Source organism: Polynucleobacter sp. AP-Elch-400A-B2, from assembly GCF_018688355.1.
Lineage (GTDB): Bacteria > Pseudomonadota > Gammaproteobacteria > Burkholderiales > Burkholderiaceae > Polynucleobacter.
In genome coordinates this window covers 239585-263538 of sequence record NZ_CP061317.1, presented here as the reverse complement: position 1 = coordinate 263538, position 23954 = coordinate 239585, and the positions used below count along the sequence as shown (strand labels likewise).

The 23954-nt window shown below is 45.6% G+C and carries 28 protein-coding genes; 12 read left to right on the top strand and 16 right to left on the bottom strand.

The genetic code is table 11. The features are described from left to right. Positions 1–11: 11 nt before the first annotated feature. The 7 genes from tolQ to queC all read left to right on the top strand — a co-directional run bounded on the left by tolQ (position 12) and on the right by queC (position 5363). Entirely contained in the window at positions 12–668 is a 657-nt protein-coding gene (tolQ, locus tag FD977_RS01425) for a protein TolQ (RefSeq protein WP_215305812.1), read from the top strand. Between the two features lie 2 nt (positions 669–670). Continuing rightward, positions 671–1090 (top strand): protein TolR, encoded by a 420-nt coding sequence (tolR, locus tag FD977_RS01420; RefSeq protein WP_215305811.1) that lies wholly within the window; start codon positions 671–673, stop codon positions 1088–1090. A gap of 19 nt (positions 1091–1109) precedes the next feature. Beyond that, positions 1110–1928, top strand: a complete 819-nt coding sequence (gene tolA / locus FD977_RS01415; RefSeq protein ID WP_215305810.1) for a cell envelope integrity protein TolA — start codon at positions 1110–1112, stop codon at positions 1926–1928. A gap of 57 nt (positions 1929–1985) precedes the next feature. Then, a complete protein-coding gene (gene tolB / locus FD977_RS01410) occupies positions 1986–3239 on the top strand; it encodes a Tol-Pal system beta propeller repeat protein TolB (protein ID WP_215307002.1) in 1254 nt (417 codons plus the stop codon). Positions 3240–3364: 125 nt separating this feature from the next. Then, on the top strand, positions 3365–3865 hold the full coding sequence (pal, locus tag FD977_RS01405; RefSeq protein WP_215305809.1) for a peptidoglycan-associated lipoprotein Pal: 501 nt from the start codon (positions 3365–3367) through the stop codon (positions 3863–3865). Further along, positions 3865–4596 carry a tol-pal system protein YbgF gene (ybgF, locus tag FD977_RS01400; protein ID WP_215305808.1) on the top strand — a complete coding sequence of 244 codons (732 nt, stop codon included), beginning with the start codon at positions 3865–3867 and terminating at the stop codon, positions 4594–4596. The genes pal and ybgF overlap by 1 nt, the downstream gene beginning before the upstream one ends. 26 nt (positions 4597–4622) lie before the next feature. Further along, positions 4623–5363 carry a 7-cyano-7-deazaguanine synthase QueC gene (gene queC, locus FD977_RS01395; RefSeq protein ID WP_215305807.1) on the top strand — a complete coding sequence of 247 codons (741 nt, stop codon included), beginning with the start codon at positions 4623–4625 and terminating at the stop codon, positions 5361–5363. Between the two features lie 21 nt (positions 5364–5384). On the opposite strand, the gene FD977_RS01390 is transcribed toward queC, so the two are convergent. The 5 genes from FD977_RS01390 to FD977_RS01370 are packed head-to-tail and all read right to left on the bottom strand — an operon-like array spanning position 5385 to position 8694. Then, positions 5385–6002, bottom strand: a complete 618-nt coding sequence (locus FD977_RS01390) for a riboflavin synthase (RefSeq protein ID WP_215305806.1) — start codon at positions 6000–6002, stop codon at positions 5385–5387. Between the two features lie 9 nt (positions 6003–6011). After that, complete coding sequence (gene ribD / locus FD977_RS01385; RefSeq protein WP_215305805.1) at positions 6012–7142, bottom strand: bifunctional diaminohydroxyphosphoribosylaminopyrimidine deaminase/5-amino-6-(5-phosphoribosylamino)uracil reductase RibD; 1131 nt, start codon at positions 7140–7142, stop codon at positions 6012–6014. A gap of 47 nt (positions 7143–7189) precedes the next feature. Beyond that, entirely contained in the window at positions 7190–7738 is a 549-nt protein-coding gene (locus tag FD977_RS01380; RefSeq protein ID WP_251369509.1) for a GspH/FimT family pseudopilin, read from the bottom strand. Further along, positions 7731–8018 (bottom strand): hypothetical protein, encoded by a 288-nt coding sequence (locus FD977_RS01375; protein WP_215305804.1) that lies wholly within the window; start codon positions 8016–8018, stop codon positions 7731–7733. Before FD977_RS01375 ends, FD977_RS01380 begins: the two co-directional genes overlap by 8 nt. 49 nt (positions 8019–8067) lie before the next feature. Further along, the gene (locus FD977_RS01370) at positions 8068–8694 is read right to left on the bottom strand and encodes a PilW family protein (protein WP_215305803.1); all 627 of its coding nucleotides are present in this window, start codon (positions 8692–8694) and stop codon (positions 8068–8070) included. A gap of 410 nt (positions 8695–9104) precedes the next feature. Between FD977_RS01370 and ribBA the strand changes: the two genes are divergently transcribed. The 3 genes from ribBA to nusB are packed head-to-tail and all read left to right on the top strand — an operon-like array spanning position 9105 to position 11309. Beyond that, complete coding sequence (gene ribBA, locus FD977_RS01365) at positions 9105–10244, top strand: bifunctional 3,4-dihydroxy-2-butanone-4-phosphate synthase/GTP cyclohydrolase II (RefSeq protein ID WP_215305802.1); 1140 nt, start codon at positions 9105–9107, stop codon at positions 10242–10244. A gap of 18 nt (positions 10245–10262) precedes the next feature. Further along, a complete protein-coding gene (ribH, locus tag FD977_RS01360; protein ID WP_215305801.1) occupies positions 10263–10778 on the top strand; it encodes a 6,7-dimethyl-8-ribityllumazine synthase in 516 nt (171 codons plus the stop codon). Between the two features lie 9 nt (positions 10779–10787). Continuing rightward, entirely contained in the window at positions 10788–11309 is a 522-nt protein-coding gene (gene nusB / locus FD977_RS01355; RefSeq protein ID WP_215305800.1) for a transcription antitermination factor NusB, read from the top strand. Between the two features lie 23 nt (positions 11310–11332). On the opposite strand, the gene trmB is transcribed toward nusB, so the two are convergent. From trmB to FD977_RS01330, 5 genes are read right to left on the bottom strand one after another with little or no spacing between them, the layout of a single operon-like run. Then, on the bottom strand, positions 11333–12154 hold the full coding sequence (trmB, locus tag FD977_RS01350; RefSeq protein WP_215305799.1) for a tRNA (guanosine(46)-N7)-methyltransferase TrmB: 822 nt from the start codon (positions 12152–12154) through the stop codon (positions 11333–11335). A 1-nt stretch (position 12155) separates the two neighbouring features. Next, positions 12156–13154 (bottom strand): glycosyl transferase family 90, encoded by a 999-nt coding sequence (locus FD977_RS01345; RefSeq protein WP_215305798.1) that lies wholly within the window; start codon positions 13152–13154, stop codon positions 12156–12158. A gap of 40 nt (positions 13155–13194) precedes the next feature. Continuing rightward, the gene (locus tag FD977_RS01340) at positions 13195–14148 is read right to left on the bottom strand and encodes a UDP-glucuronic acid decarboxylase family protein (protein WP_215305797.1); all 954 of its coding nucleotides are present in this window, start codon (positions 14146–14148) and stop codon (positions 13195–13197) included. Between the two features lie 4 nt (positions 14149–14152). After that, complete coding sequence (locus FD977_RS01335; protein WP_215305796.1) at positions 14153–14611, bottom strand: DUF2721 domain-containing protein; 459 nt, start codon at positions 14609–14611, stop codon at positions 14153–14155. Between the two features lie 42 nt (positions 14612–14653). Beyond that, positions 14654–15499 (bottom strand): undecaprenyl-diphosphate phosphatase, encoded by an 846-nt coding sequence (locus FD977_RS01330; protein WP_215305795.1) that lies wholly within the window; start codon positions 15497–15499, stop codon positions 14654–14656. A 119-nt stretch (positions 15500–15618) separates the two neighbouring features. Here FD977_RS01330 and FD977_RS01325 point away from each other — a divergent pair, with 119 nt between their 5' ends. Next, complete coding sequence (locus FD977_RS01325) at positions 15619–17238, top strand: TolC family protein (RefSeq protein WP_215305794.1); 1620 nt, start codon at positions 15619–15621, stop codon at positions 17236–17238. Between the two features lie 4 nt (positions 17239–17242). On the opposite strand, the gene waaC is transcribed toward FD977_RS01325, so the two are convergent. The 5 genes from waaC to rfbB are packed head-to-tail and all read right to left on the bottom strand — an operon-like array spanning position 17243 to position 21865. Continuing rightward, positions 17243–18268: a lipopolysaccharide heptosyltransferase I gene (waaC, locus tag FD977_RS01320; RefSeq protein ID WP_215305793.1), complete on the bottom strand. Its 1026-nt coding sequence runs from the start codon at positions 18266–18268 to the stop codon at positions 17243–17245. Between the two features lie 41 nt (positions 18269–18309). Beyond that, positions 18310–18876 (bottom strand): dTDP-4-dehydrorhamnose 3,5-epimerase, encoded by a 567-nt coding sequence (rfbC, locus tag FD977_RS01315; RefSeq protein WP_215305792.1) that lies wholly within the window; start codon positions 18874–18876, stop codon positions 18310–18312. Next, the gene (rfbA, locus tag FD977_RS01310) at positions 18873–19796 is read right to left on the bottom strand and encodes a glucose-1-phosphate thymidylyltransferase RfbA (RefSeq protein ID WP_215307000.1); all 924 of its coding nucleotides are present in this window, start codon (positions 19794–19796) and stop codon (positions 18873–18875) included. The genes rfbC and rfbA overlap by 4 nt, the downstream gene beginning before the upstream one ends. Before the next feature lie 25 nt (positions 19797–19821). Beyond that, on the bottom strand, positions 19822–20790 hold the full coding sequence (rfbD, locus tag FD977_RS01305; RefSeq protein WP_215305791.1) for a dTDP-4-dehydrorhamnose reductase: 969 nt from the start codon (positions 20788–20790) through the stop codon (positions 19822–19824). Positions 20791–20806: 16 nt separating this feature from the next. Further along, positions 20807–21865, bottom strand: coding sequence for a dTDP-glucose 4,6-dehydratase (gene rfbB / locus FD977_RS01300; protein WP_215305790.1), 1059 nt, complete (start codon positions 21863–21865; stop codon positions 20807–20809). A 135-nt stretch (positions 21866–22000) separates the two neighbouring features. Between rfbB and FD977_RS01295 the strand changes: the two genes are divergently transcribed. Beyond that, positions 22001–22825: a glycosyltransferase family 2 protein gene (locus tag FD977_RS01295; protein ID WP_215305789.1), complete on the top strand. Its 825-nt coding sequence runs from the start codon at positions 22001–22003 to the stop codon at positions 22823–22825. Here FD977_RS01295 and FD977_RS01290 read toward each other — a convergent pair whose 3' ends face one another. Beyond that, positions 22826–23941 carry a glycosyltransferase family 4 protein gene (locus tag FD977_RS01290; RefSeq protein WP_215305788.1) on the bottom strand — a complete coding sequence of 372 codons (1116 nt, stop codon included), beginning with the start codon at positions 23939–23941 and terminating at the stop codon, positions 22826–22828. It abuts the gene before it with no gap. Positions 23942–23954 lie beyond the last annotated feature (13 nt).

Here is a 23954-nt window from a genome sequence, read left to right as displayed (position 1 = left end):
CAAAATCCACCATGACACCTACTCAAGACCTCTCATTTCTCTCCCTAGTCCTCAATGCCAGCCTATTAGTCCAGTTGGTAATGTTGTTATTACTAGGGATGTCCGTAGCCTCTTGGACCATCATTTTTAAGAAAACCGCCATTCTGGGAGGGGTAAGACGCGATACCGAGCGTTTTGAGAGAGACTTTTGGTCTGGCGGTGATCTCAACACTCTACTAGAGGCCGCTCAGCGCAATACCCGCAGCGATGCTGTTTTAGAGCATATCTTTGAGGCTGGCATGCAGGAGTTCACTAAGGGGCGAGAGATAGATGCTGCCCGCCGCGCCATGAAAGCCACCTATCAACGTGAAATGGACATACTGGAAGCCAACCTACCCTTCTTGGCCTCCGTCGGCTCAGTCTCCCCTTATATTGGCCTCTTTGGCACCGTTTGGGGGATCATGCACGCTTTCCGCGGTCTAGCTAACGTACAAAACGCAACCTTAGCGGCAGTTGCCCCAGGCATTGCTGAAGCGCTAGTAGCTACTGCTATTGGCCTGTTCGCTGCTATTCCTGCAGTAGTGGCTTACAACCGCGCAGCCACAGATGTGGATCGCCTAGCGATTCGTTTTGAAACCTTTATCGAAGAATTCACCAACATCTTGCAACGTCAAGCTTCAGGTAGATAAGCATGGCCGGCTCACTGAGAAAATCCTCCAAACGTCGGGCGATGTCCGATATCAATGTGGTGCCTTACATCGACGTGATGCTGGTGTTGCTAGTCATCTTTATGGTGACAGCGCCAATGGTCAATCCCGGCGTTGTGAATTTGCCAACGGTAGGTGGTGCAAAAGTGCAATCTTTGCCGCCCGTATTTTTAACCATCGATGCCAATGAAAATGTCATCGTTCGCAAAGATGGTGATCCCGTACAAACCTTAAATAAATTTGAACTCGGCGCATTTGCGCGCTCGCAAGCAGAAAAGTCTGCCGAGCAACCCGTGGTGCTTGCTGCAGACAAATCCATTAAATATGAAGTCGTGATGGAAGTGATGTCTAAGCTTAAAGAGAATGGTGTTAAGCGTGTCGGTCTTGCCGTGAAGAGTCAATAAGCCTCTTTGTATTGAATACATGAATAGCGCGCAAACATTTCGCTCAAGCCCGTTAAACTTTAAACGAGGTCGCCCCACTAAAAACGAAAGCACTAAACGTGCTTTTAGTTTTTCTTTGGCTGTGCACCTAGGTCTGCTGGCCTTCTTAGTCATCGGCATTAGCTGGAATAACTCAACCCCTTCAGGCGTTGAAGTTGAACTTTGGGATGCAAGTCAACAAGTCGAAGCGCCTGTCGTTCCTGAAATCAAAACTGAGATGAAGGAAGAAGCGGCCGACATCGCGATCAAGAAAAAACAGGTTGAGAAAGAGCCTCCTAAAAAAGAAGTGGTGAAAGAAACGCCTAAGCCAGTTACTCCAACTAAGCCAACTCCACCCAAGGAGAAGGAAAAAGAGAAACCTAAAAAGGCTGAAGCCCCGAAAGCTGCTGTACCTGCAGAAACCAAAGCCAATGCCGCTGCTGAAAAAGTGCGCGCAGATCAATTGGCTCGCCTACGTGCAGCAGCCGGAGCTGAAGGTGGAAGTGGTGGCACCAGTGGCAGCGGTGTTGGTGGTGGTGGCAATGCCCCCTCTGGCTGGACAGATAAAGTGGTTAAGAAAGTCAAACCGCTCATCGTGTTTAATCCAGAATCTGTGAGCGGCAATCCTGCAGCAGTTGTTAAAGTAAACCTTGCACCGGATGGCGCAATCTTAAGTACAGATCTCGTTACCTCTAGCGGCAATGCCGGCTGGGATCGAGCAGTTCTTCTCGCACTGACTCGCGCAGAAAGCCTGCCGAAGGACGACAATGGAAAAATTCCTCAAAGAGAAGTTAAGCTGACCTTTAAACCCAAGGACTAAAGCATGTTGCAAGTAGCTAAAAAGTATTTTTCATTGGTAGCATCAATATTCGCAGTGATGCTGTCAATGACCGGCCTGAGCTCTTCTGCTCTAGCGCAAATGAATATTGAAATCACTGGCGTAGGACAGTCTCTCTATCCCATCGCCGTGATGCGTTTTAAAGACGAGAACAAGCTACCAACTAGCGTGACTGACATCATTCGCCAAGATCTGGCACGCAGTGGTTACTTTAAAAATACTGAGAATGGCAATGCAAGCGAGAGCGATGAGGGCACACCAAACTACAAATCTTGGGCGGCGCGCGGCGCAGATGCTTTGGTGGTGGGCTCTATAGTGCAGTCTAGCGCAGGGCAGTTTGAGATTCGTTACAAATTATTTGATGTGCGCAAGTCCCAAAGCTTAGGTGGCCTCAATCTCAATTCCAGTACAGATAATTTGCGCGCTGTTGGTCACAAAATTGCTGACGACATCATCTTGAAATTACTAGGTGAGCGCGGCATCTTTTCCACGCGACTTTCTTATGTGATTAAAGAAGGTAAACGCTATCGCTTAGTCATCTCCGATGCGGATGGTCAAAATATTCGTAATGCCATGAATAGTGGTGAGCCAATCATTTCCCCATCATGGTCTCCTGATGGCAAGAAAGTAGCCTATGTTTCTTTTGAAGATCGCAAGCCAGTCATCTATGTTCACGAACTCGCTACCGGTCGCCGTATTGCCCTGTCAAATCAAAAAGGAAATAACAGTGCGCCAGCGTGGTCACCCGATGGCAAAAAGTTAGCGATCTCCCTCTCAAAAGATGGCAATACTCAAATCTACAGTATTAATGCGGATGGAACCGGCTTGCAGCGCCTTACTCGTGGATACACCATTGACACTGAACCCCAATATTCTGCTGATGGTCGCTTCATCTACTTCACGAGTGATCGTGGCGGCAATCCCCAAATTTACCGTATGAGCTCTGAGGGCGAGCAGGCCGAAGGTACAAAACGCATTACGTACAAGCAAGGTTTTGTGACCTCACCCCGCATTTCTCCGGATGGCAAGTATTTAGCTTATATCGCCAACATTGATGGAGCTTTCCGTCTACATATTCTGAATCTGGCAACAGGCGATGCTCAAGCGCTCACCGACGGAACCAGTGATGAGTCTCCATCGTTTGCAGCAAATGGTCGTTATGTCCTGTATTCCACAAAGGTGGGCGGCAAACGGGTCTTGGCTGCGGTGTCAGTAGACGGAAACTCTAAGCAGATATTAAGCATTCCAGGCTCCGATGTTCGTCAGCCATCCTGGGGTCCATTTATGGACTAAGCCTTACTAGGCCATAGTTCGGCAGCCAGATCTTTCTGGTGAAATAGCCAATATTGGGCTCTTAGGGGCATAATATTGGCTATTAGCTTATTTAGTTACTCAGTTTGTAGGAAAAAGGACAGATCATGAAGATTTCTATCGCACGCCGTGCCGCAACCCTCGCCCTTGTTGGCATAACAGCACTATTTTTGGCAGCTTGCTCTAGCGTCAAACTAGATGATGTTGATGGTGCTAACGGTGGCGGCAGCGGAAACTTTGGCTCACAGCCATGGAATGATCCAAGTAGCCCACTCTTCCAGCGTAGCGTGTACTTTGATTTGAATGAGTACACCGTTCAAACTAAATATCAAAAACAACTTTCTGCTCATGCAAGCTTCTTAAAAGCCAATCCTCAGCAAAAGGTCATCATTCAAGGCAATACCGATGAGCGCGGTACAGCAGAGTACAACTTGGCTTTAGGTCAACGTCGTTCAGACGCTGTCCGTAAGTCACTCAACTTGATGGGCGTTTCTGAAAATCAAATGGAAGCAGTGAGCTTTGGTAAAGAAAAGCCAAAGGCTGATGGTGATAACGAAGCAGCGTGGGCAGAAAATCGTCGCGCTGACATTGTTTACATTACAAACTAATGCCTAAGCTCTCACACTCTTTTAAACAAACGCTCTCACGAGCGTTTTGTTTAAGTGCAACTGCTCTTTGCTTAAGCGCCTCTGGTAATGCGTGGGCTCTATTTGCCGACGATGATGCACGCAAAGCCATTCTAGATTTGCGCCGATCATTTGCTACAACGCAGATAGATTTACAAAATCAGATTGAGAAACTCAAGACAGATAACGCAGAGCTTCGCGGCAAGATTGAAAATCTAGAGAAGCAAGGCGAAGACATTAGCACTAGTCAGAAAACCTACTATCAAGACCTAGATAACCGCTTAGGTAATTTTGAGCCTCGCACAGAAACTATTGAAGGTGTCACTGGCACTGTTCAACCTGGCGAGAAAAAAGCTTACGACGATGCCTTAAAAGCCTTCCAGACGGGCAATCTTAAAAAAGCCGATGAAGGTTTTTCAGCCTTTGTGAACCGCTACCCTAAGAGTCCATTCGTTCCGCTGGCACTATTTTGGAGTGGCAATAGTAAATACGCCAACAAGGATTACAACGGTGCAATTGCACAGCTACAAAGTCTGATTAAGCGCTTTCCCAATCACTCCCGCATTCCATCAGCCATGTTGACACTCGGAAATGCGCAATTAGAAAGCGGTAACAAAGCGGCCGCCAAGAAAACTTTTACTGAGATTATCAGCAAGTATCCTACTAGTGAAGCAGCAAAAGATGCACAACAACTTCTCGCTACAACAAAGTAAGTAGTTAAGAAAAATATATTTGTACTATGTCTAAGCTGTCTGCCGCATTTCAGAATATTGCTCCCCGTAAACCTCATGCCCCAGCCGTCATTTTGTTTTCTGGTGGATTAGATTCCAGCACCATTCTGGCTTTGGCGAAAGATCTCGGTTATGCACCTTATGCTTTATCGGTTGGGTATGGTCAACGCCACTCTTCTGAATTAGCAGCAGCAAAACATATCGCCAAAAAGATAGGTGTTTTACGTCATGAGGTGGTTAACTTAGACCTCACACGCTTTGGTGGCTCAGCCCTAACTGACACATCAATCGATATCCCCACTACGCCAGGCAAGGATCGAGAAATCCCCGTGACTTATGTTCCTGCTCGGAATACGATTTTGTTATCGCTCGCACTCGGTTGGGCGGAGTCCTTAGGCGGTTTAGATATTTTTTATGGCGCTAATGCTGTGGACTACTCGGGCTATCCTGACTGCCGCCCGGAATATGTAGCCTCATTCGAAACGATGGCCAACCTAGCTACTAAAGCTGGTGTTGAAGCAATAAACAATGAGAATCGCTTTCGGGTTCATGCGCCGATCATTAGTATGAGCAAGGCAGAAATCATTCAACTAGGTACGACTTTGGGTGTTGATTACTCACAAACCGTTTCTTGCTATCAGGCAAATGATCTGGGTGAGGCTTGCGGGGAATGTGAGTCTTGCCGTTTGAGGCAAGTAGGCTTTAAGCAAGCCAACTTAAGCGATCCAACGCGCTATCAAAATAAGTAAAGTTCAGCAAGCTTCCCGAGCTTACTGAGCTCGCGTTTCCATCATGCGTGCAACATAACGCGCGATTAAATCTACCTCTAGATTTACTGCATCACCCTGCTTTAGCTTACCCAAGGTCGTATTCTCAAGTGTATGGGGGATGATATTGATATCTACCAAACAAGCGTCTTTGCTGTCTTGCGTTTTATTTACGGTTAACGAAACACCATTAACCACAATCGATCCCTTATATGCCAAAAATGGCGCTAATGCTTTGGGAGCTTCAATTTGCAGAAGCCAAGAACCATAAGCATCCTCAGCGACAGTTGCAAAGTGCAATACCTTGCCAACTCCATCCACATGCCCACTCACTAAATGACCCCCTAAGCGATCATTGAGTCGTAAGGCTTTTTCTAGGTTTACTGGCCCTACTTTATCAAGGCCAATCGTCTTGTTCAAAGACTCGCGTGAGATGTCTAAAGCAAAAGTCGTATCGGTCAATTCAGTAGCAGTCATGCAAGCACCCTGAATAGCAATGCTGTCACCCAATGCAACATCATCGAGATATCCAGAAGACACTTCAACTACCAAGTGTAGGCCGTCGCCTTTAGCTTGAGCGTTTTTGATTTGACCAACTGCAGTAATAATTCCAGTAAACATAGTGAGACCTTAGATAGGTATTTGTAATTTCTTGCCAAGGCGCAAACGAAGATCAGATCCACACAGACTTTGATCGATTATTTGCCAATCTTGACGTTGGTCTAGCGCGGTCAACGGAGTGGTATTAGCCATCCCGATACCATCACCCATAAAGAAGGGTGCGTAATAGAGTAAGAGCTCGTCAACACAACCTTCTCTCAGCAAGGATCCATTGAGCTTATATCCAGCCTCGACATGGATTTCATTCATATGGCGCTCTTTTGATAAAAAGGTGAAGAGTTTTGGCAAATCCACTTTGCCATGATTATTGGCTATCGAAATTACTTCAACACCTAGAGCCTCAAATGCTTTTGCCTTAGCTTTGCTTTCTTGAGAATCTAGTGAAGCGCAAACCAAGATGACGCCAGATGCTTGGGGCTTATTCAATACCCTAGCGTTTAGTGGTGTCTCTAGCTTGGAATCCACAATAATTCTCCAAGGCTGACGTTCGGTTTTCACATCCCGTACATCTAGGCTTGGGTCATCTTCTTTAACGGTGCCGACACCAGTCAAGATGGCGCAAGCTTGAGCGCGCCAATGATGGCCATCCGCCCGAGCTAAAGGGCCGGTAATCCATTGGCTTTGGCCATCTGGTAAAGCTGTCTTGCCATCTAAGCTGGCAGCGATCTTCATACGCACCCAAGGTAAGCCTCGGGTCATCCTGGAAATAAATCCCCGATTGAATGCTTGAGCCTCAGATTCCAATAAACCGCAACGCACTTCAATGCCAGCACCCTTTAATCGCTCAAGCCCTTTGCCGCCAACCAAGGGGTTAGGATCCAACATTGCCACAATCACCATAGCTGGCCTGGCTGCAATTAAGGCGTCGACACAAGGCGGTGTTTTACCAGTGTGATTACAGGGCTCTAAGGTGACATAGATCGTTGATCCAGCGGGATCCAGGCCTTTTGACTTCACATCAGCTAAGGCCTGAACTTCGGCGTGAGGTCCGCCCGCTCTCTGGGTATGTCCACGCCCTATCACTTCTCCATCTTTCACAATGACGCATCCAACCCGGGGGTTGGGGTTAGATAAGTAGAGGGCATGCCCAGCCTCGGCTAAAGCCTGGCCCATGAATTGGTGGTCGACTGCGGTGTACATGGGTCTATTAAAACCGATTGTGGGCAGAAGCGGCAAATTTGCCCACCCTACTTACAGGCTTTGGGGTCCTTAGTCGGATCACAAATTCTCCAACGACCCCCGCTACCCAATATGAGCTGTCGCTCAAGCCCAGAATCTCGATCATGGCCCAATATCAGGCGGTTAGCTACAAACCCGCCTTGGGCTGTTTTGGCAGCACCAGCAGCGCTAAACAAGATACCCCTCTTGGATGTATGAGGGTCAATGAACTGCTTACCCCCACCCTTGAAATACACCTGCCCAAGATCACCTTGAGAAATCCACTGCCGCTCTACGCAACCTGATTTTGGTTGGCGATCATTACAAACGTTTTTAACCGCCCAACCCTCTTCCCACAAACCCCCATTTATTGGAGTGATACGTATAGGTACGCCCAGTTGAAATGCTTGCGCTCTCGCAAATTGAGCATGCGCAATAAAACGTCTGGCAATAATGTCAATTTCTCGAGCGGCCATTTGCTCATGCAAAAGGGGTAATGTCGATAACGCAATGATGGCGATGATCAGCACTACGGCCATCAACTCTAATAAACTATAACCCTGATCTTCATTATTCAAAGCTCTGTCGCCAATTTAATCGTCTAGCGATATTGGATTTATCATCCAAAAATATGAGGGCTTGTAAGCTAGGTTTTAATTTACTAGATATCAACCAGAGATTTTTTCCGACAGACTGTATGTGGCAAGCAGGATTTTCTAAGACGGTGATATTGGAAAGATGTTGTTCACATTCAAGAAGGGCTTTTTCTGCAGCAACAAATCTCCTATGAGCTTCAGCATTAGTATTGATGCTCATGACTTCAAGTGCAGCTAAGCGCTCCAACTGCATGACCAGCATAGAGAGTAGCGTAAGTAGCGATAGGACCCAAGCAATAATCACAGTAGATTCACAGCAGATTACGAGCGGTAAATATGCGCTCAAACTTCTGGTGAATATATCTGCCATCGGTCATTTCTAACCTGACCTTAAAAGCCTTGCCAGCACTAGCTGGAAGCAGTTCAAAGGAAAGATGATGAATGCCATTCATTAAGGTTGTGTTCTGCGTATGCCCCTGGCGATCCAGAGACTGGCAGATTAATGAGCCGCCATTCACCTTCACTCCTTTTGGTGCAGATGCTTGACGATCCACTAAAAATCCTTGATGCGCTAAATTATTTTTAGTTCGCTCTTTTGACAAAGTATTACCAATGCAATCAAAGTCTACTCCTTGAGAAATCTCCTGTTTCACCATCAGTGAATCCGACCCTCGATATCCATTATTTTTCTGAACCTGAAGATAATCGGTTGAAGAGGTATTTCTTCTGGTGGCTACAATTGCTGAATGAGCATTCTGGTAACCAGCCATCCGAATAGCGCGCCCGATTAATTCCAGCGCACGGTCTGCTTCTGCAGTTAGAGACTGTGATTTTTCATACTGAATTTGCTTAGCGATAAACTCACCACTATTTTTTATGAGAGGTGCGACCAGGACTAGGGACAGGGTGAGACCGACGAGACATTCCAATAGATTCATCCGTTAACTTTCGTGAAATTTGGTTTGAGTTATTTGATTGCGCAGCAGTCAATATGGCGAGCTCATGCCTGTCCATCTCTTTTCTGAGTTCCACTCTTTTTTCCTCTATTTGACCCAAGCGCAAAATCATCCCCTGATAGATATTGCTTAAACCCATCCAACTGCTTGCGATAAGACTCATTGCAACCAGAACCTCCAATAGGATGAATCCATTAGTCATGGCATTTGATTTAAGGGGAGATTTGGATTTTTGAATAAGGATCAGCACAGCTCATTTTCTTCAGACTAGAGAGGTAAAAATAGGCCTTTCATGGGTGCTCACTGTCAGAAAATCTGGATATTGCTTGAATATTGGTCGTAGGATCGGGGCGAAAGCCCAAAACCCTCTCCTCAGCTTAAAATAGAGGGCTATGCAAAATAACCTCGCCTCTACAGAAGAAATCGTTGCCGAGCTCAAAGCCGGCAAGATGGTCATTCTGGTCGATGAAGAAGATCGCGAGAATGAAGGTGATTTAGTGCTTGCTGCCGATCATGTCACTCCAGAGGCTGTTAATTTCATGGCCAAGCATGGTCGTGGTTTGATTTGCCTGACTTTGACTCGTGAGCGCTGCCAACAAATCAATCTGCCGCTAATGGTGCGGGACAACGGCACTTCGATGGGGACTAATTTCACTGTTTCGATTGAGGCGGCCAGTGGTGTGACTACTGGGATCTCAGCTGCAGATCGTGCCCACACAATCAAGACGGCCGTTGCCGCAAATGCCAAGTCGAATGATCTAGTTCAGCCCGGCCATATTTTTCCTTTAATGGCACAACCCGGTGGCGTGTTGATCCGCTCTGGTCATACAGAGGCTGGATGTGATTTGGCTGCGATGGCTGGTTGCTCACCCACCGCCGTCATTTGCGAAATCATGAAAGATGATGGCAGCATGGCGCGATTGCCAGACTTGCTCGAATTTGCAAAAGAGCATCAATTAAAAATTGGCAGTATTGCCGACCTGATTCAATACCGTAGCCAGCATGAAAGCATTGTTGTGCGCGAGGGTGAACGTGAGTTCACTACTCCTTGGGGTAAGTTTCAGGGAATCATCTACCGCGATACACCAAGCTCATGCATGCATTTGGCGCTAGTTCATGGCAAACCTGTAGAGACTGAAGAAACTTTAGTCCGCGTTCATGAACCCGTCACAGTATTAGATTTCCTAGACTCGAATGTCAGTACGCACTCCTGGCCTTTGGCTCAAGCTTTACAGAAGTTAGCGGCTGCACCTTCTGGGGTGGCGGTTCTGCTGAATGCTTCAGGCATTGCAGCACCTAATGATGTAGATTGGTTGGCACAGTTTCATAAACTCAATGGCAGTCATGCCGAAACAGCAGAAAAGCCATTGGCTCGCAAAACCGATTTCCGTAGTTATGGAATCGGCGCTCAAATCCTCAAAGATATCGGCGTTGGAAAAATGCGTTTGCTCGCTAATCCCAACCCAGTGCCTAGCCTTTCCGGATACAAACTTGAAGTAACTGGCTACACCCCATTTAAATCTAATTCATAAGCATTTTCAGAAAGCATCATGAACACAAGTAACGACGAATCTGCAGTAGGCGTACTAGTCACCGACCTCAATGGCCAAGATCTGCGCGTAGGCATTGTGCAAGCACGCTTCAACGAAGAGCATTGCGTTGCGCTGACTACCGCTTGCATTGAAGAGTTGATCAAACTGGGTGTGTCGCAATCTGACATCAAATTAGTCACCGTGCCGGGTGCACTCGAAATTCCTTTCGCACTACAAAAGCTTGCCGAAACAGGCGAGTTCGATGGCTTGGTTGCGCTAGGCGCCGTCATCCGTGGCGAGACTTATCACTTTGAACTCGTATCGAATGAGTCTGGCGCTGGCATTACCCGTGTTTGCCTTGAGTCTGGACTACCGATCGCTAATGGTGTTCTCACCTGCGAGACGGATGAGCAAGCTCAGGTTCGTGTTCAGGTAAAGGGTGCAGACTGCGCAAGAGCAGTTGTTGAAATGGCCAACCTAGCTTTGGCCCTTACTCCCGATATTGATTTTGAAATCAATCCTTCAGAAGAGTAATCCCTCAAGATGAATAAAAATATCCCCAGCACACAGACAACACCCGGTACACCGAGTGCAACCAGCGCACCTAAGCGCTCACTCACACCACGTCGTCGCGCCCGTGAATATGCCTTACAAGGCGTTTATCAAAGTCTAGTGATGCGCCGCGCAGGCAGCCTTCCGAATGCTGCGGCAATAGCGAAGCAGTTAGCTGAAGATCCTGGCTTTCGTCGCTGCCAACATGATTTATTTCAGGGTATTTTTGCTGGCGTCCTAGAGCGCACCGACGAACTAGAGAGCATCATTACTCCAGCACTCGATCGCCCCATCAATGAACTATCTCCTGTAGAGCATGCCGCCCTTTTGATTGGCACATACGAACTAGCTATTGATTTAGCTGTTCCCTATAAAGTGGCTATTAATGAGGCGGTGGAATTAGCTAAAACCTTTGGTGGCACTGATGGCCATAAATACGTCAATGGCGTATTGGATCTCTTAGCCCAACAGTTACGTAGTACTGAAATTCAGGCTGGTCAAGCGAATAGTTAAGGTCTTGCTCCGGGTGATTGGTTTTAATTCTTTTTATAAACCAAGTCCCACACTCCATGACCTAAGTTAATCCCGCGGTTTTCAAACTTGGTAATCGGCCTATATGTAGGCCTCTTTACATATCCAGGATGTTTGGCATCAAGTTGTTTAAGAGTGGGTTTAAATTCCTTAAAAGACTCTTTAGCAAGCTCAAGATCACTTGCAACATCGGCCGCAGAAAAAGTTTCAATGTTCATTTGCTCGATCGAGGTATTCACTAAGCTAGATTCAGCATTTAAGACTAAAAGCATTTGCTCCGCATAGTTATGCCAATCCGTTGCCAAGTGCAAATAGGCTCCAGGCTTTAAGCGAGAAACCAATAACTTGACGAACTCTGATTGGATTAATCTGCGCTTGTGATGGCGCTTCTTGTGCCAAGGATCTGCAAAATAAATGTGGATGCCGTCTAAAGAATTCGGGGTGAGCATTTTTTCCAAAACCTCAACAGCATCGTGACGAATCAAACGTAAATTGGTCAGGTGATTCTCACCAATCAACTTTAGTAAAGCGCCCACCCCCGGAGGATGGACTTCAATTGCCAAGAAATCATCCTCAGAGCGCAGGGCAGAAATTTTGGCAGTGGTCTCACCCATGCCAAAACCAATTTCCAATATCTTAGGATGGGATGAACCATTAAATGCTTGCACTAGATCTAAAACAGTTTCTTGAAACGGAATTAAAAACTGGGGGCCCAATTCCTCTATGGCACGTTGTTGACCAGCTGTGGTTCTACCAGCCCTCAATACAAAAGAACGGATACGCTCAAATCTAGGGCTATCTTTTTGATTGGAATTGGCTATGGTCAATTTATTTCAATGCTTTATGAATATTGATAAGCGCTTTGTTTAATTCTTCGTCATAGGTCAACTTTGACGCTAAGTTTCTACCATGCGTGCCTATCTGCATCGCTTCATCATCATGATCAATTAACCAATGAATCTTCTCAATCAAATCAGACATATCTGATTTCACGGGGACATAATTTACCCACGGTATTAACTCATCGTAATACCACTGTCTAAAATTATGTGGCGAGGCAATTTTTAATACCGCCGATCCGGATAATAACTTCTGAAAAAGCGCAGACCAAGCATTTGTATTTCCATCGATGTCGATTTGATATTTATATCGAGCGCTAGAGGTCATTGGTACAAAATCTTTCGCATATCCCAAAGCTTGCACTTCCCTCGCCTCTTTTGGAGATATTTGAGCAAAAGAGCTTATACCGACATCAAAAATTTCCTGATGAGGAGTGCTGTTGACTAGTTCACATAACTGAAGTCGTGGTAGACCCCGCCAATGCTCACCAACCCTGATCCCCGTGGTATTGCCACGCCAGAATGCCAAAGGCTTACGCATAGCCCATGAAGGTGAGCTCACCATAAATTCAAGTCTAGTTTCTAGATAGCCATTTGAGCTTAAGAAATCAGTGTCTGGAACTAAGATGGAATCATCCCTGTTCGAACATAAAGCCAATCCAACGTCATTAGCTAAATCATCAAGATTGATAAATATCGCGCTCTCATGAAAATATTGCGAGGTATGAAATGCCTTTATTAATGGCAGCATCAAGATTAACCTAGTGAGAAAGAATTGACTCCTATCCTTTGGCAGAGATCGATCAAAGATAAATTCACAATGCTCTTTACCCCTCAAAACCCATTGAACTCCAGTATAAGATTTGGATAAATCTCCCTCGCCCATTGAGGTTGCCAATGGATATGTCAATTCAGAAAATAAGCTACTAGCAGCACCCCACTTCTTTGCGGCAATGAGCTTAGCAATTTTTTTTATATTGACTTGCAAGGCGGCTATTTAATAGTAGAGGAAGATTATCTAAATAGATCTATTTGACAATGCCCTTAAAGTACGCAATTGTTTCTTTGAGGCCATCCTCTAAATTTACTTTAGGCTGCCAACCTAACTTATCCTTGGCTAGATCAATGTTAGGCTTGCGCTGCTTCGGATCGTCTGATGGCAAATCTTGGTGAATAATTTTCGACTTACTGCCCGAGAGTTTGAGGATTGTTTCAGCCAACTGCAGCATGGTGAACTCACCTGGATTGCCAATATTGACTGGGCCAGTAAAGCCTTCCTCGGAGTTCATCATTTTGACCATGACATCGATCAGATCGTCGACATAGCAAAAGCTTCTCGTTTGCTGACCATCACCATAAATCGTGATGTCTTCACCCTTAAGGGCTTGCACAATGAAGTTGCTCACCACGCGTCCATCATTAGGATGCATACGTGGACCGTAGGTATTAAAAATACGCACTACTTTGATATCTAGTTGATGCTGTCGGTGATAGTCAAAGAATAAGGTTTCTGCACAGCGCTTGCCTTCGTCATAGCAGGAGCGAATACCAATCGGATTTACTTTGCCCCAATACTCTTCTGGCTGTGGATGCACCTCTGGGTCACCATAAACCTCGCTGGTAGATGCTTGCAAAATACGCGCCCTAGTTCTTTTTGCCAATCCAAGCATATTAATAGCACCATGGACGCTAGTTTTAGTTGTCTGCACGGGATCGTATTGATAGTGCACCGGTGAAGCTGGACAAGCTAAGTTGTAGATCTGATTAGTTTCTACATAAAGCGGGAAGGTTACATCGTGACGCACAAGCTCCAAATTGGGATTACCTAAGAGGTGAGCTAAATTTTGCTTGGTACCCGTGAAGAAGTTATCAACAACCAAAACCTCATTGCCCTCTTTTAGGAGTTTCTCGGTAAGGTGTGAGCCCAGAAATCCGGCGCCACCAGTAATGAGAATTTTTTTATTGCGATTGTAATTTTGCATAATTTTATTTTGGAAAAGGGGTATTCCAGCTAGCTGAACGATAAGCATAAACCACTTCACTCAAAACGATAGAGAGCGAAGTCATAAAGGAGACCAGACCGAGTACAAAAGTCCAGATTACATAAGTTGCTTGCAAAGATCGGACTGCACCCGCTTGAAAGAAAAATAGCTCTAGTACGGTAAGTGAAATAAACACGCCACTTAATACGTCAAAGAAAATGGCAGCAGTACATAGACGACCTCGAACTTTTGCCTCATTAGCCTCTTTCATCATATGACTCAGTAAAACTTGATCCTGAATTCCGCCTTCCTGAATACGGTGCTGAATGGCCCGCATACGATCGACAGAACGAGCCAAGCGAGCAGAGATTGCGTTAATTAACGTAGCCACTGCAGTCAATAGGAATACTGGGGCAAGAGCTAATTGAATATTGTTCGTAATTGCGTCTATTGATATATCCATCAGTTTTCCAGTCGATCTTTATTAATATTGATAAGAGCTATCTCAATGTGACCAAGCAACTAAACCGCTATATGCGCTCAACAATACCAGCACACCGAAGATGATTCGATACCAAGCAAAAGGAATGAAGTTGTGTCCAGCAACATAATGAATCAGCCAACGCACGCAAATAAAAGCGGATACAAAAGCAGCAATAAAACCGACAATAATTGCCCAAGTAAAGTCCCCAGATAAAGAGATGGGACTCTTCCAAAGCTTAAGCAACTCATAGGCAGTAGCCCCGCCAATGACTGGAATAGCCAAGAAGAATGAGAACTCCGTAGCTACTGCGCGTGGTAAGCCAAATAACATTCCGCCAATAATGGTTGCTCCAGAGCGAGAGGTTCCTGGTATCAAAGCAGCGCACTGAGCTAAGCCCACCTTCAATGCATCCAAAGGAGTGAGCTCATCTACCGACTGGATATGATTTTTAGTCACAGTGACTGTTTTCTGACGTTTCTCAGCCCAAAAGATGACTAGCGCCCCTACGATAAAAGCGCTAGCAACCGGAATGGGGGCAAACAAGACAGCCTTAATATGCTTGCCAAATAGAAAGGCCAGACTCATCGCCGGAATCGAGGCAATCAATAGGTTCATTACAAAGCGCCGAGAGATTGCACTTGTTTTGATAGTAGAGGTCACCTTCCAGAGCTTGGCTCGGAACTCCCAGCACACCGCCAAAATGGCACCAAACTGGATAATGACCTCGAAGGCCTTCCCCCGCTCATCATTGAAGTCGAGCAAATCACCCACCAAAATCAGGTGTCCCGTACTAGAGATTGGCAAAAACTCCGTTAAGCCCTCCACAACTCCCAGTATTACTGCTTTACCTAGCAAAATTAGATCCATAGCCCCAATTTTATAGATAGATGAAGTCAAGCAGAGGATTTGGCAAAATGAGCTTCAATTGAGGCGTTTTACTCAAATAAGCCTTAAACTTCATGGCATATAAAAAGTAACTAAATTAGATGACCCCGCCCCGTTTTCGTCTCTCGCAACTCAGTACCCTAGGCTTAATCCTGTGCCAAGCACTAGGACTTAGCGCGACGTCAACCAACACCTTTGGGCAGGTTGCCAATGGGGCAAAGCCATCGCTACCTACCCCGATGAGCGCTCCAGCCTTAATTGGGCTAGATATGCCCCCACAAATGGTGCGTACCCCTCAGCAGGCTATACCGACTTCTGCCGCACCCTCAAACCTCAATGGAAATGGTGCAGCCAACCCTGCCGTGCAGGCTTCAGACCTCGTTCGACTATATCAAGAGGCTGCATTTAGCGACCCAGTCCTCAACGCGGCACGTTTTAACTACCAGGCAAGCAAAGAACTCTATTGGCAAGGCTTATCTCTTTTGCTACCTCAAGCAAGCGCAACTCCAATTGGAACTAGATACTACCAACATGCAACCAATGGATCTGCCTTAACAAGCTTCTCAGGTAACTCTCGCGTTTTTGATCAAAAGGGTTATACCGTAACTCTCACACAACCTGTTTTTAATTTGGCAGCATTTGAGGCATCCAAACAAGGTGACCTCAATACCAAGATTGCAGACATGCGTTTTTATTTGGCGCAACAAGATCTCATATTGAGAGTCTCACAAGCTTACTTTGATGCACTCACCAGCCAAGATAACGTAGAACTTTTTCGTAATAAGAAAAGTCTCATCAAACAACAACTTGAGATCGCACAAGCTAAATTTGATGCTGGCTTAGCCACCATTGTTGATGTCAACACAGCACAAGCAGCATTAGATCTTGCCAACTCCCAAGAGATTGGTGCGCAAGCTGATTTAGTAGTCAAGCGTGGCGTGTTGGAGCAGCTCACTGGGCGCCCAGTAGGTACGCTACGACCACTAATTAAAGAAGCAAAGATTGATGGAGTCTTAAAAGATCCTCGCTCCAAAAATAAAGATAGTAGCGGCATTCCGATTGCGGAAAGTGTTAACCCACAACTACCAAAAGGCCAAACTCTGGATGATTGGATCCAGCAGGCAGAGACTGCAAACTTTAATGTATTGACTGGTCAACTATCCGTCAGTCTTGCTGAGAGCACTTACCGTGGTTCGCAAGCGCTCAATTATCCCTCTGTCAATTTTGTTGGAACAGCTGGCTACAACACTGCAAATGGTAGCGCTAATAGCTACACACCTGCAAACACCAATATTTACAACAATACTATTGCCCTGCAAATGACAATCCCGCTGGTTTCGGGAGGATTTAATAGTTCCGTCATTCGTCAGAATGCAGCCTTGCTCGATGCCGCTAAAGCTAGTTACGATAATGCTCGGCGCACTGCAGCCCAAAATACGAGAACTGCGTTTACCGGATTTTACGGGGGTCTAGCTAGTGTTAAAGCCTATGAAGCAGCAGAGCGATCTTCTAACTCTGCACTGGAATCCAGTAAGTTAGGATTTCAAGTGGGGACGCTGATTAATATTGATGTGCTCATTGCATTAGATACGCTCATTACTACCCGCTCACAACTGCAACAGGCGCGCTACAACACCATTCTGAATGCGATTAGATTGAAAGCCCACGCAGCTACATTATCAGACGAAGATTTGATTTCGATTAACGCCCTGCTGCGCTAAGAACTTACTTTAGAAGTTTCAAAGATACGTCAAGAACCTCTTGAACACTTGGTGGATCTTGAATATCACCCACATTAGCAATGCGCTCAGACCAATAACCTTCGGTTTTCCAGCGCGGTGAGTCGCAATAAATCTCTACCGTAGGTTTATTGAGTACTGCCGCTAAATGCGTCAGACCTGTATCCACACCTACCGTTAAAGCAGCACCCGAAATTACGGAGAATGCATCCCCAATAGAAAACGCAGGTGGTACAAAAGCGTTAGCTATTTTGGCAGCAAGCAATTGACTGATAGTTTTTTCTGCAGCGCTGCCCCATGGAAACACGACTTGATATCCAAGAGCAGAAAGTGCATTACCAAATTCAATCCAATGACTATTGGGCCAACGCTTAGCCTCTCTAGCAGTCGAATGAAAGCATAAGACATATGGCGCAATCAATCCGTCAACAGTGCTCTTTGGAATGCTGGATATAAATTGTGAGGGATAAAACTGTGGCGCATCACCACGCTCTATTAAAGACCAATCTAATGAAGAACACATGACCCAACGCGAACGGTCTACAGCATGGCACTGAGCTGGCACTTGGACTGACTGATTATAGAAAGATCTAGCCAAGGACTCGTATCCAGAAAACTCAGTTGCATTAGCAAGACCTGCAACTACGGCACCAGATCTTTTTTTAGCCAGGGAGCAAACGATGGCAGATTTAAGTAGGCCCTGTGTTTCGATCAAAATGTCATAGGTGGTGGATTGAAGTGTTTTTCTAAATGAAAAAAACTCTTTCCAGGTTGCCAAGCTAAAAAGATTTTTCTTCCAGCGACGAAGTCCAAAAGGAATTACGCGATCGACACCTCTAAAACCATCTCGAGATAAAAGTGGGGTGAGTAGGTGGACATATCCCTCTTCCACAACCCAATCAATTTGAGCATCCGGTAGACGCGAACGCAAATCCCACACAATCGGCAAGTTATGTAATACATCCCCAAGAGAGGATAGCTTTACCAGAAGAATTTTAGGAGAGACGCTCATGCGGGCATTATCTTATCTTTTGAAAATGCACCTAAATTCAGTTAGAACTTGGGGGCAGCATCCCACGATAAACCAGCCGAATCTTTGGTATTCATATTAGGAGCCATGCCCTGAGGTAGTGGCCATTGGATACCAACACCAGGATCATTCCATGCTAGACAGACTTCACTTTGGGGATGATAGTAGTCAGTAGTCTTGTACAGAAACTCGGCCACCTCAGATAGAACCAAGAAACCATGAGCTAAGCCAGGAGGAATCCACATTTGCTTGTGGTTTTGTGCGCTTAACTCAACACCCGCCCACTTCCCATAGCTTGGTGAATCTTTGCGAATATCCACAGCAACATCAAACACGCTACCAGCTACAACGCGCACCAACTTACCTTGCGTCTGCTCTAGTTGGTAATGTAAACCACGCAAAGTCCATTGGCGAGAAAAAGAGTGGTTGTCCTGAACAAAGTCGACATTTAAACCAGTGGCCAGGGAGAAGTCTTGTGAATTGAAGGATTCAGTAAACCAACCCCGTTCATCACCCAATACTTTAGGCTCAATAATCAGCACATCATGAATGGCTGTTGGCGTAACTAATAGCTTGGAAGTTGCGTTCATCCAATCATCTTCTTGTGCGATAAGGAAACGGCTTGGCCGGAGGTGTTGAGCTCGTTCACAATCTTACTTAGGTATTGACCATAGCTATTCTTGCTCAGTTGAGCAGCAACTTTAAGAACATCTTCGGCGCTGATCCAGCCTTGGCGATAGGCAATCTCTTCAGGGCAAGCGACCATAAGGCCTTGACGTTTTTGTAAGGTAGCAATAAAACCTGCTGCGTCCAATAATGAATCATGCGTTCCAGTATCTAGCCACGCAAAACCACGACCCATAATTTCTACGCTCAATTCATTTTTTTCAAGATAGGCACGATTAACATCCGTAATCTCTAACTCGCCACGGGCACTAGGCTTAATTGAGGCAGCAATATCGCACACCTGATTGTCGTAAAAATAAAGGCCTGTTACCGCATAACTACTTCTAGGTTTTAGCGGTTTTTCTTCAATCGAAAGTGCCTTGTAATCTTTATCAAATTCGACAACGCCATAACGCTCTGGATCCGTAACGTGATAAGCAAAGACAGTTGCGCCGCTAGTGCGCGCATGAGCACTATCAAGCTGATCGACCAGTTCATGGCCATAAAAAATATTGTCACCCAATACCAATGCACTTGGGTTATTACCAACAAAGTTTTTGCCCAAGGTAAATGCTTGCGCCAAGCCATCAGGGGAAGGTTGTACACAATACTCAATATTTAAACCCCATTGCGAGCCATCGCCAAGCAACTCTGCAAATCGCGGAGTGTCATGCGGTGTTGAGATTAATAATATATCTCGAATGCCTGAAAGCATCAGCGTAGTTAATGGGTAGTACACCATCGGTTTGTCATACACAGGCATTAACTGCTTAGAAACAGCCTGAGTCACAGGATACAAACGAGTGCCAGAGCCTCCTGCCAAAATAATACCTTTGCGATTCATCTGATTTACTGCCATAGCACTCTCTTTAGATAAGTCCATCTTTAGCCAAATTGTGGACATAGGCGCGAACGGCTCCATCCCAGGGCTGATTTAATAGTTCTAATTTTGACATATCGCCCTGAACTCCAAAGACCTTTGCCAGCTTATCTGTCGACATCCGTGAATTCATGGGCCGGGGGGCTGGCAAAGGGTATTCCGCCGCAGGAATGGGCTTGACAGCATGAGGGAGTGTCCTCAACGGCACCCCAGCATCTAAAGCAGCTTGCACAGCCCAGCGGGCTAGACCATACCAACTTGTCTCACCAGCTGGAACAGCATGATAGATGCCGGACGGGAATGTGTCCAAGCGCCCTTTTGCATTCATTGCCAAACCTAAACTCACTTGGGCAAGCCACTCGGCGCTAGTAGGGACACCATGCTGGTCAGTTATTACCTTCAACTCATCCCGGTCTTTTGCTAGACGCAAAATTGTACGAATGAAATTACCGCCATCTCCATATACCCAGCTGGTTCTAAAGATCGCGTATTGACCGGTGCCTCTTGAGGAACTGGTTACAAATGCTTGAGCAATCGCTTCTTCGCCAGCCGCCTTACTCTTGCCATAAACACCGAGAGGATTGCGAATATCATCCTCTAAATAAAAGCCATACTTCTCGCCATCAAAAACATAATCTGTGGAGTAATGCAAAAAGCTAGCTTCGTGCGCTGCTGCATATTGTGCCATCAGGGCAGGTGCCGTTGCATTCACTGCAAATGCTAATTCCGACTCAGTCTCCGCCTTATCAACAGCGGTGTAAGCTGAGGCATTAATAATCAGCTGAGGATGAAATTGATTTAAGAGGGAATTTAATTTAGCAGCATCAGATAAATTACATTCAACGCGACCAACGTATTGAATGTTAGGCTGCTCCGCCAAAGTGGGTAGCAACGAATCCAATAACACTTGAAACGCTTTACCTAATTGACCATCTTTACCAAATATCAGGATATTCATTGGGGGCTTATGCGGTTTAGCTGTACTGCTTCTGCAACCAGTCACGATAGCTGCCGCTGACAACACACTCTACCCAGGGTGGATTATCCAAATACCACCGCACTGTCTTACGAATCCCGGTATCAAATGTCTCTGCAGGCCGCCAGCCTAACTCCCGCTCTACCTTGCTAGCATCAATCGCATAGCGGCGATCATGCCCAGGGCGGTCTGTAACAAAAGTAATTTGATCCGCATAGGACTTGTTATCAGGACGCGGCTTTAGCTCATCCAAAATCGCGCAGATTGTTTTAACAACATCGATGTTGGCTTTTTCATTCCAACCACCAATGTTGTAGGTCTCACCTAATTTACCCTTAGCAAGCACCTCGCGAATAGCAGAGCAATGGTCACCAACATAAAGCCAATCCCGAATCTGCTGACCATCACCGTAGATTGGTAATGGCTTACTATTCAGCGCATTAAGAATTACCAGCGGGATCAACTTCTCTGGAAAGTGATAAGGGCCATAGTTATTGGAACAATTGGTAGTCACAACTGGGAAACCATACGTATGATACCAAGCGCGCACTAAATGATCTGATGCTGCTTTTGATGCGGAATAGGGGCTATTGGGCTCATAAGCATTTTTTTCAGTAAAAGCAGGATCGGTGGATGACAAAGATCCATACACCTCATCCGTAGAGACGTGATGAAAGCGAAATGCTTTCTTGGAAGACTCATCCAAGCCATTCCAATATGCTTTTGCGCACTCCAGTAGGTTGAAGGTACCTAGAATATTGGTTTGCACAAACTCAGCAGGACCGTGAATAGATCGATCCACATGACTCTCTGCAGCAAAGTTGAGAATGGCGCGAGGCTGATGCTCTTTTAACAAGCCGGCAACTAACTCTTTGTCGCCAATATCCCCATGAACAAAAATATGGCGGGAGTCATCTTTCAGAGTCGCTAAATTAGCCAGGTTACCTGCATAAGTCAGCTTGTCGAGATTAATCACACCTTCAGCCATAGGATTGGCAAGCCAATCAAGGGCGAAATTGCTTCCAATAAAGCCGGCGCCACCTGTTATTAAAATCATGATTTACCAATAAATGAAGTGCGAAATGTAATACGATAAGAGTAACCAGTGGTTTTCTTAAATTAAGACTAAATCTATAAAATCAAGAACCATTGCTTATAAGCGCATTTTAACAAAACATTACCCCATTGAATCGTGAACCCCAATAAATACAGCCTAACTTTTGCCTGCTACAACTCTGTTGAATACACCAAAATGTGCATTGATAGCATGGTAAGGCATGGCACCCCATTGGATCGGCTCGTAGTGGTGGATAACCACTCAACTGACGGGACTCGCGATTACCTTGCAACACTGCCGTTAGGCGGAAGAATCCTGAACTCCACCAACCTAGGGTGTGGAACTGCTTGGAATCAAGGGGCGCTCGCACTACAAAGCGAATGGAGCATCATCATGAATAATGATGTTCTCGTATCACCCCTGTGGATTGAGAACCTCATTCACGCTGCAGAATCCAATAATCTCAAAGTCATTAGCCCAGCATTAATTGAAGGGCCGCTAGACTATGACTTTGAAGCGTTCAATCTAAAAGCTACGGCAGAAATGAAGGATGCACATCGCTTTGGCAGCAAGCATGCGGTGTGCCTCGCTATTCATAAATCGGTCTGGATGGATGTAGGTTATTTTCAGCCAATTCCTAAACTCCTCGGCTATGAAGATACTTTGTTCTTCAATGAGCTCAAGAAGTCGAATATTCAAACCGCAATTACTGGTGCATCGTGGTTGCATCACTTTGGCTCGATTACCCAAACTGCTATGAAACAAGAAAGAGGGCTCGCAGAAAAAGATGGCTTAGCGAATCGCTACAACTACAAACTACTGAATCAGAGCTGGGTACAAAGAAAGTTAACCAAGATTCAAACTAAAAAACACCAGACAGAGGCGAGCAGAAGCGAGCTCAAAGAACATGGTATGTCCATACACGGACTCAGAAAAAATAATGCTTTTGAATGGATTTAATTAAGCCTTTTCAAGCAAGCTAATAAGACTTTTAGTATTGGCATTGAGAGAGAATTTCTCAACAACCATTTGCCTTCCTGCTTTTGCCATTTGCCTTGCAGGCTCTGGATTAGATAGCATCCAAATGATGGCATTAGCCCACTGCTCAACATTGCTAGGCTCAATCAAGAGACCAGTCTCCTGATCTAGCATTGTTTCTGGAATGCCGCCCACTCTGCTGGCAATTGTCGGCACCTCTAAATATTGTGCCTCGATTTGGAACATACCCAGAGGTTCAACTAAAGAAGGTAAAACAGCTAAATCACTCCTTCTTAGTAATGGCGCTATCTTTTTTAATATCCCCGTTAACAGCACGCTCTCACTAAGACCAAGTTCTGCAATCTCAGTCTCTAGTAGTGGCTTGTCTTGACCTTCTCCGGCAATTAAATAGCGCACATTGGGGATCACCTTCTTAACCTTGACAAGAGCCCTCAAAATGGTTCTGTGCCCTTTTTCGCCCCTCAGAATTGCACCGTGCGATATCACTGGACCAGGACGTGAAGCAAGCCAATTCAAGACATCATCGGGCAACTGTTCTGGTGCACTATCAAGCGCTGAAAAATCAATTCCTGGATAAACCACCCGGAGTTTATTGGGGTTGATAGCAGGGTTTACTAAAAAACGTGAGCGTAGATAGTGACTAGGAATGACCGTTCCCGAAAAGAGATAGTTGTACGCAAAAGATAGGGGATACCCATGTTGAAAGGTTTTTACACGAAAGACTGGGGCACGCTTACCCGTCCGAAACGCTTGCACCATTCCAACTAGCGCGCAAATCAGTGCATCATGACTACCGTGACAAAATATGGTGACTGGGGTTTTTTCTTTTACCAAGGCAAATAACTGCTTCAAACTAGGTATATGAAAAGCGTTTCGGAAAGGAATTTCTTGAACCGCGATACCGTCGCTTCTAGCACGAACAGAAATTGCACTCTTGGGCTTGCAAAGCAAAATTGTTTTATACCCGAGGCTATTGAGTGAGCGCATTTGTTGCAATGCTTGCAACTCTTGACCGCCAATATTCATAGAGGAATCAGAAAATAGAATGACTTTTGCATCATCCACATTTAAATTCATCTCCATTAGACCT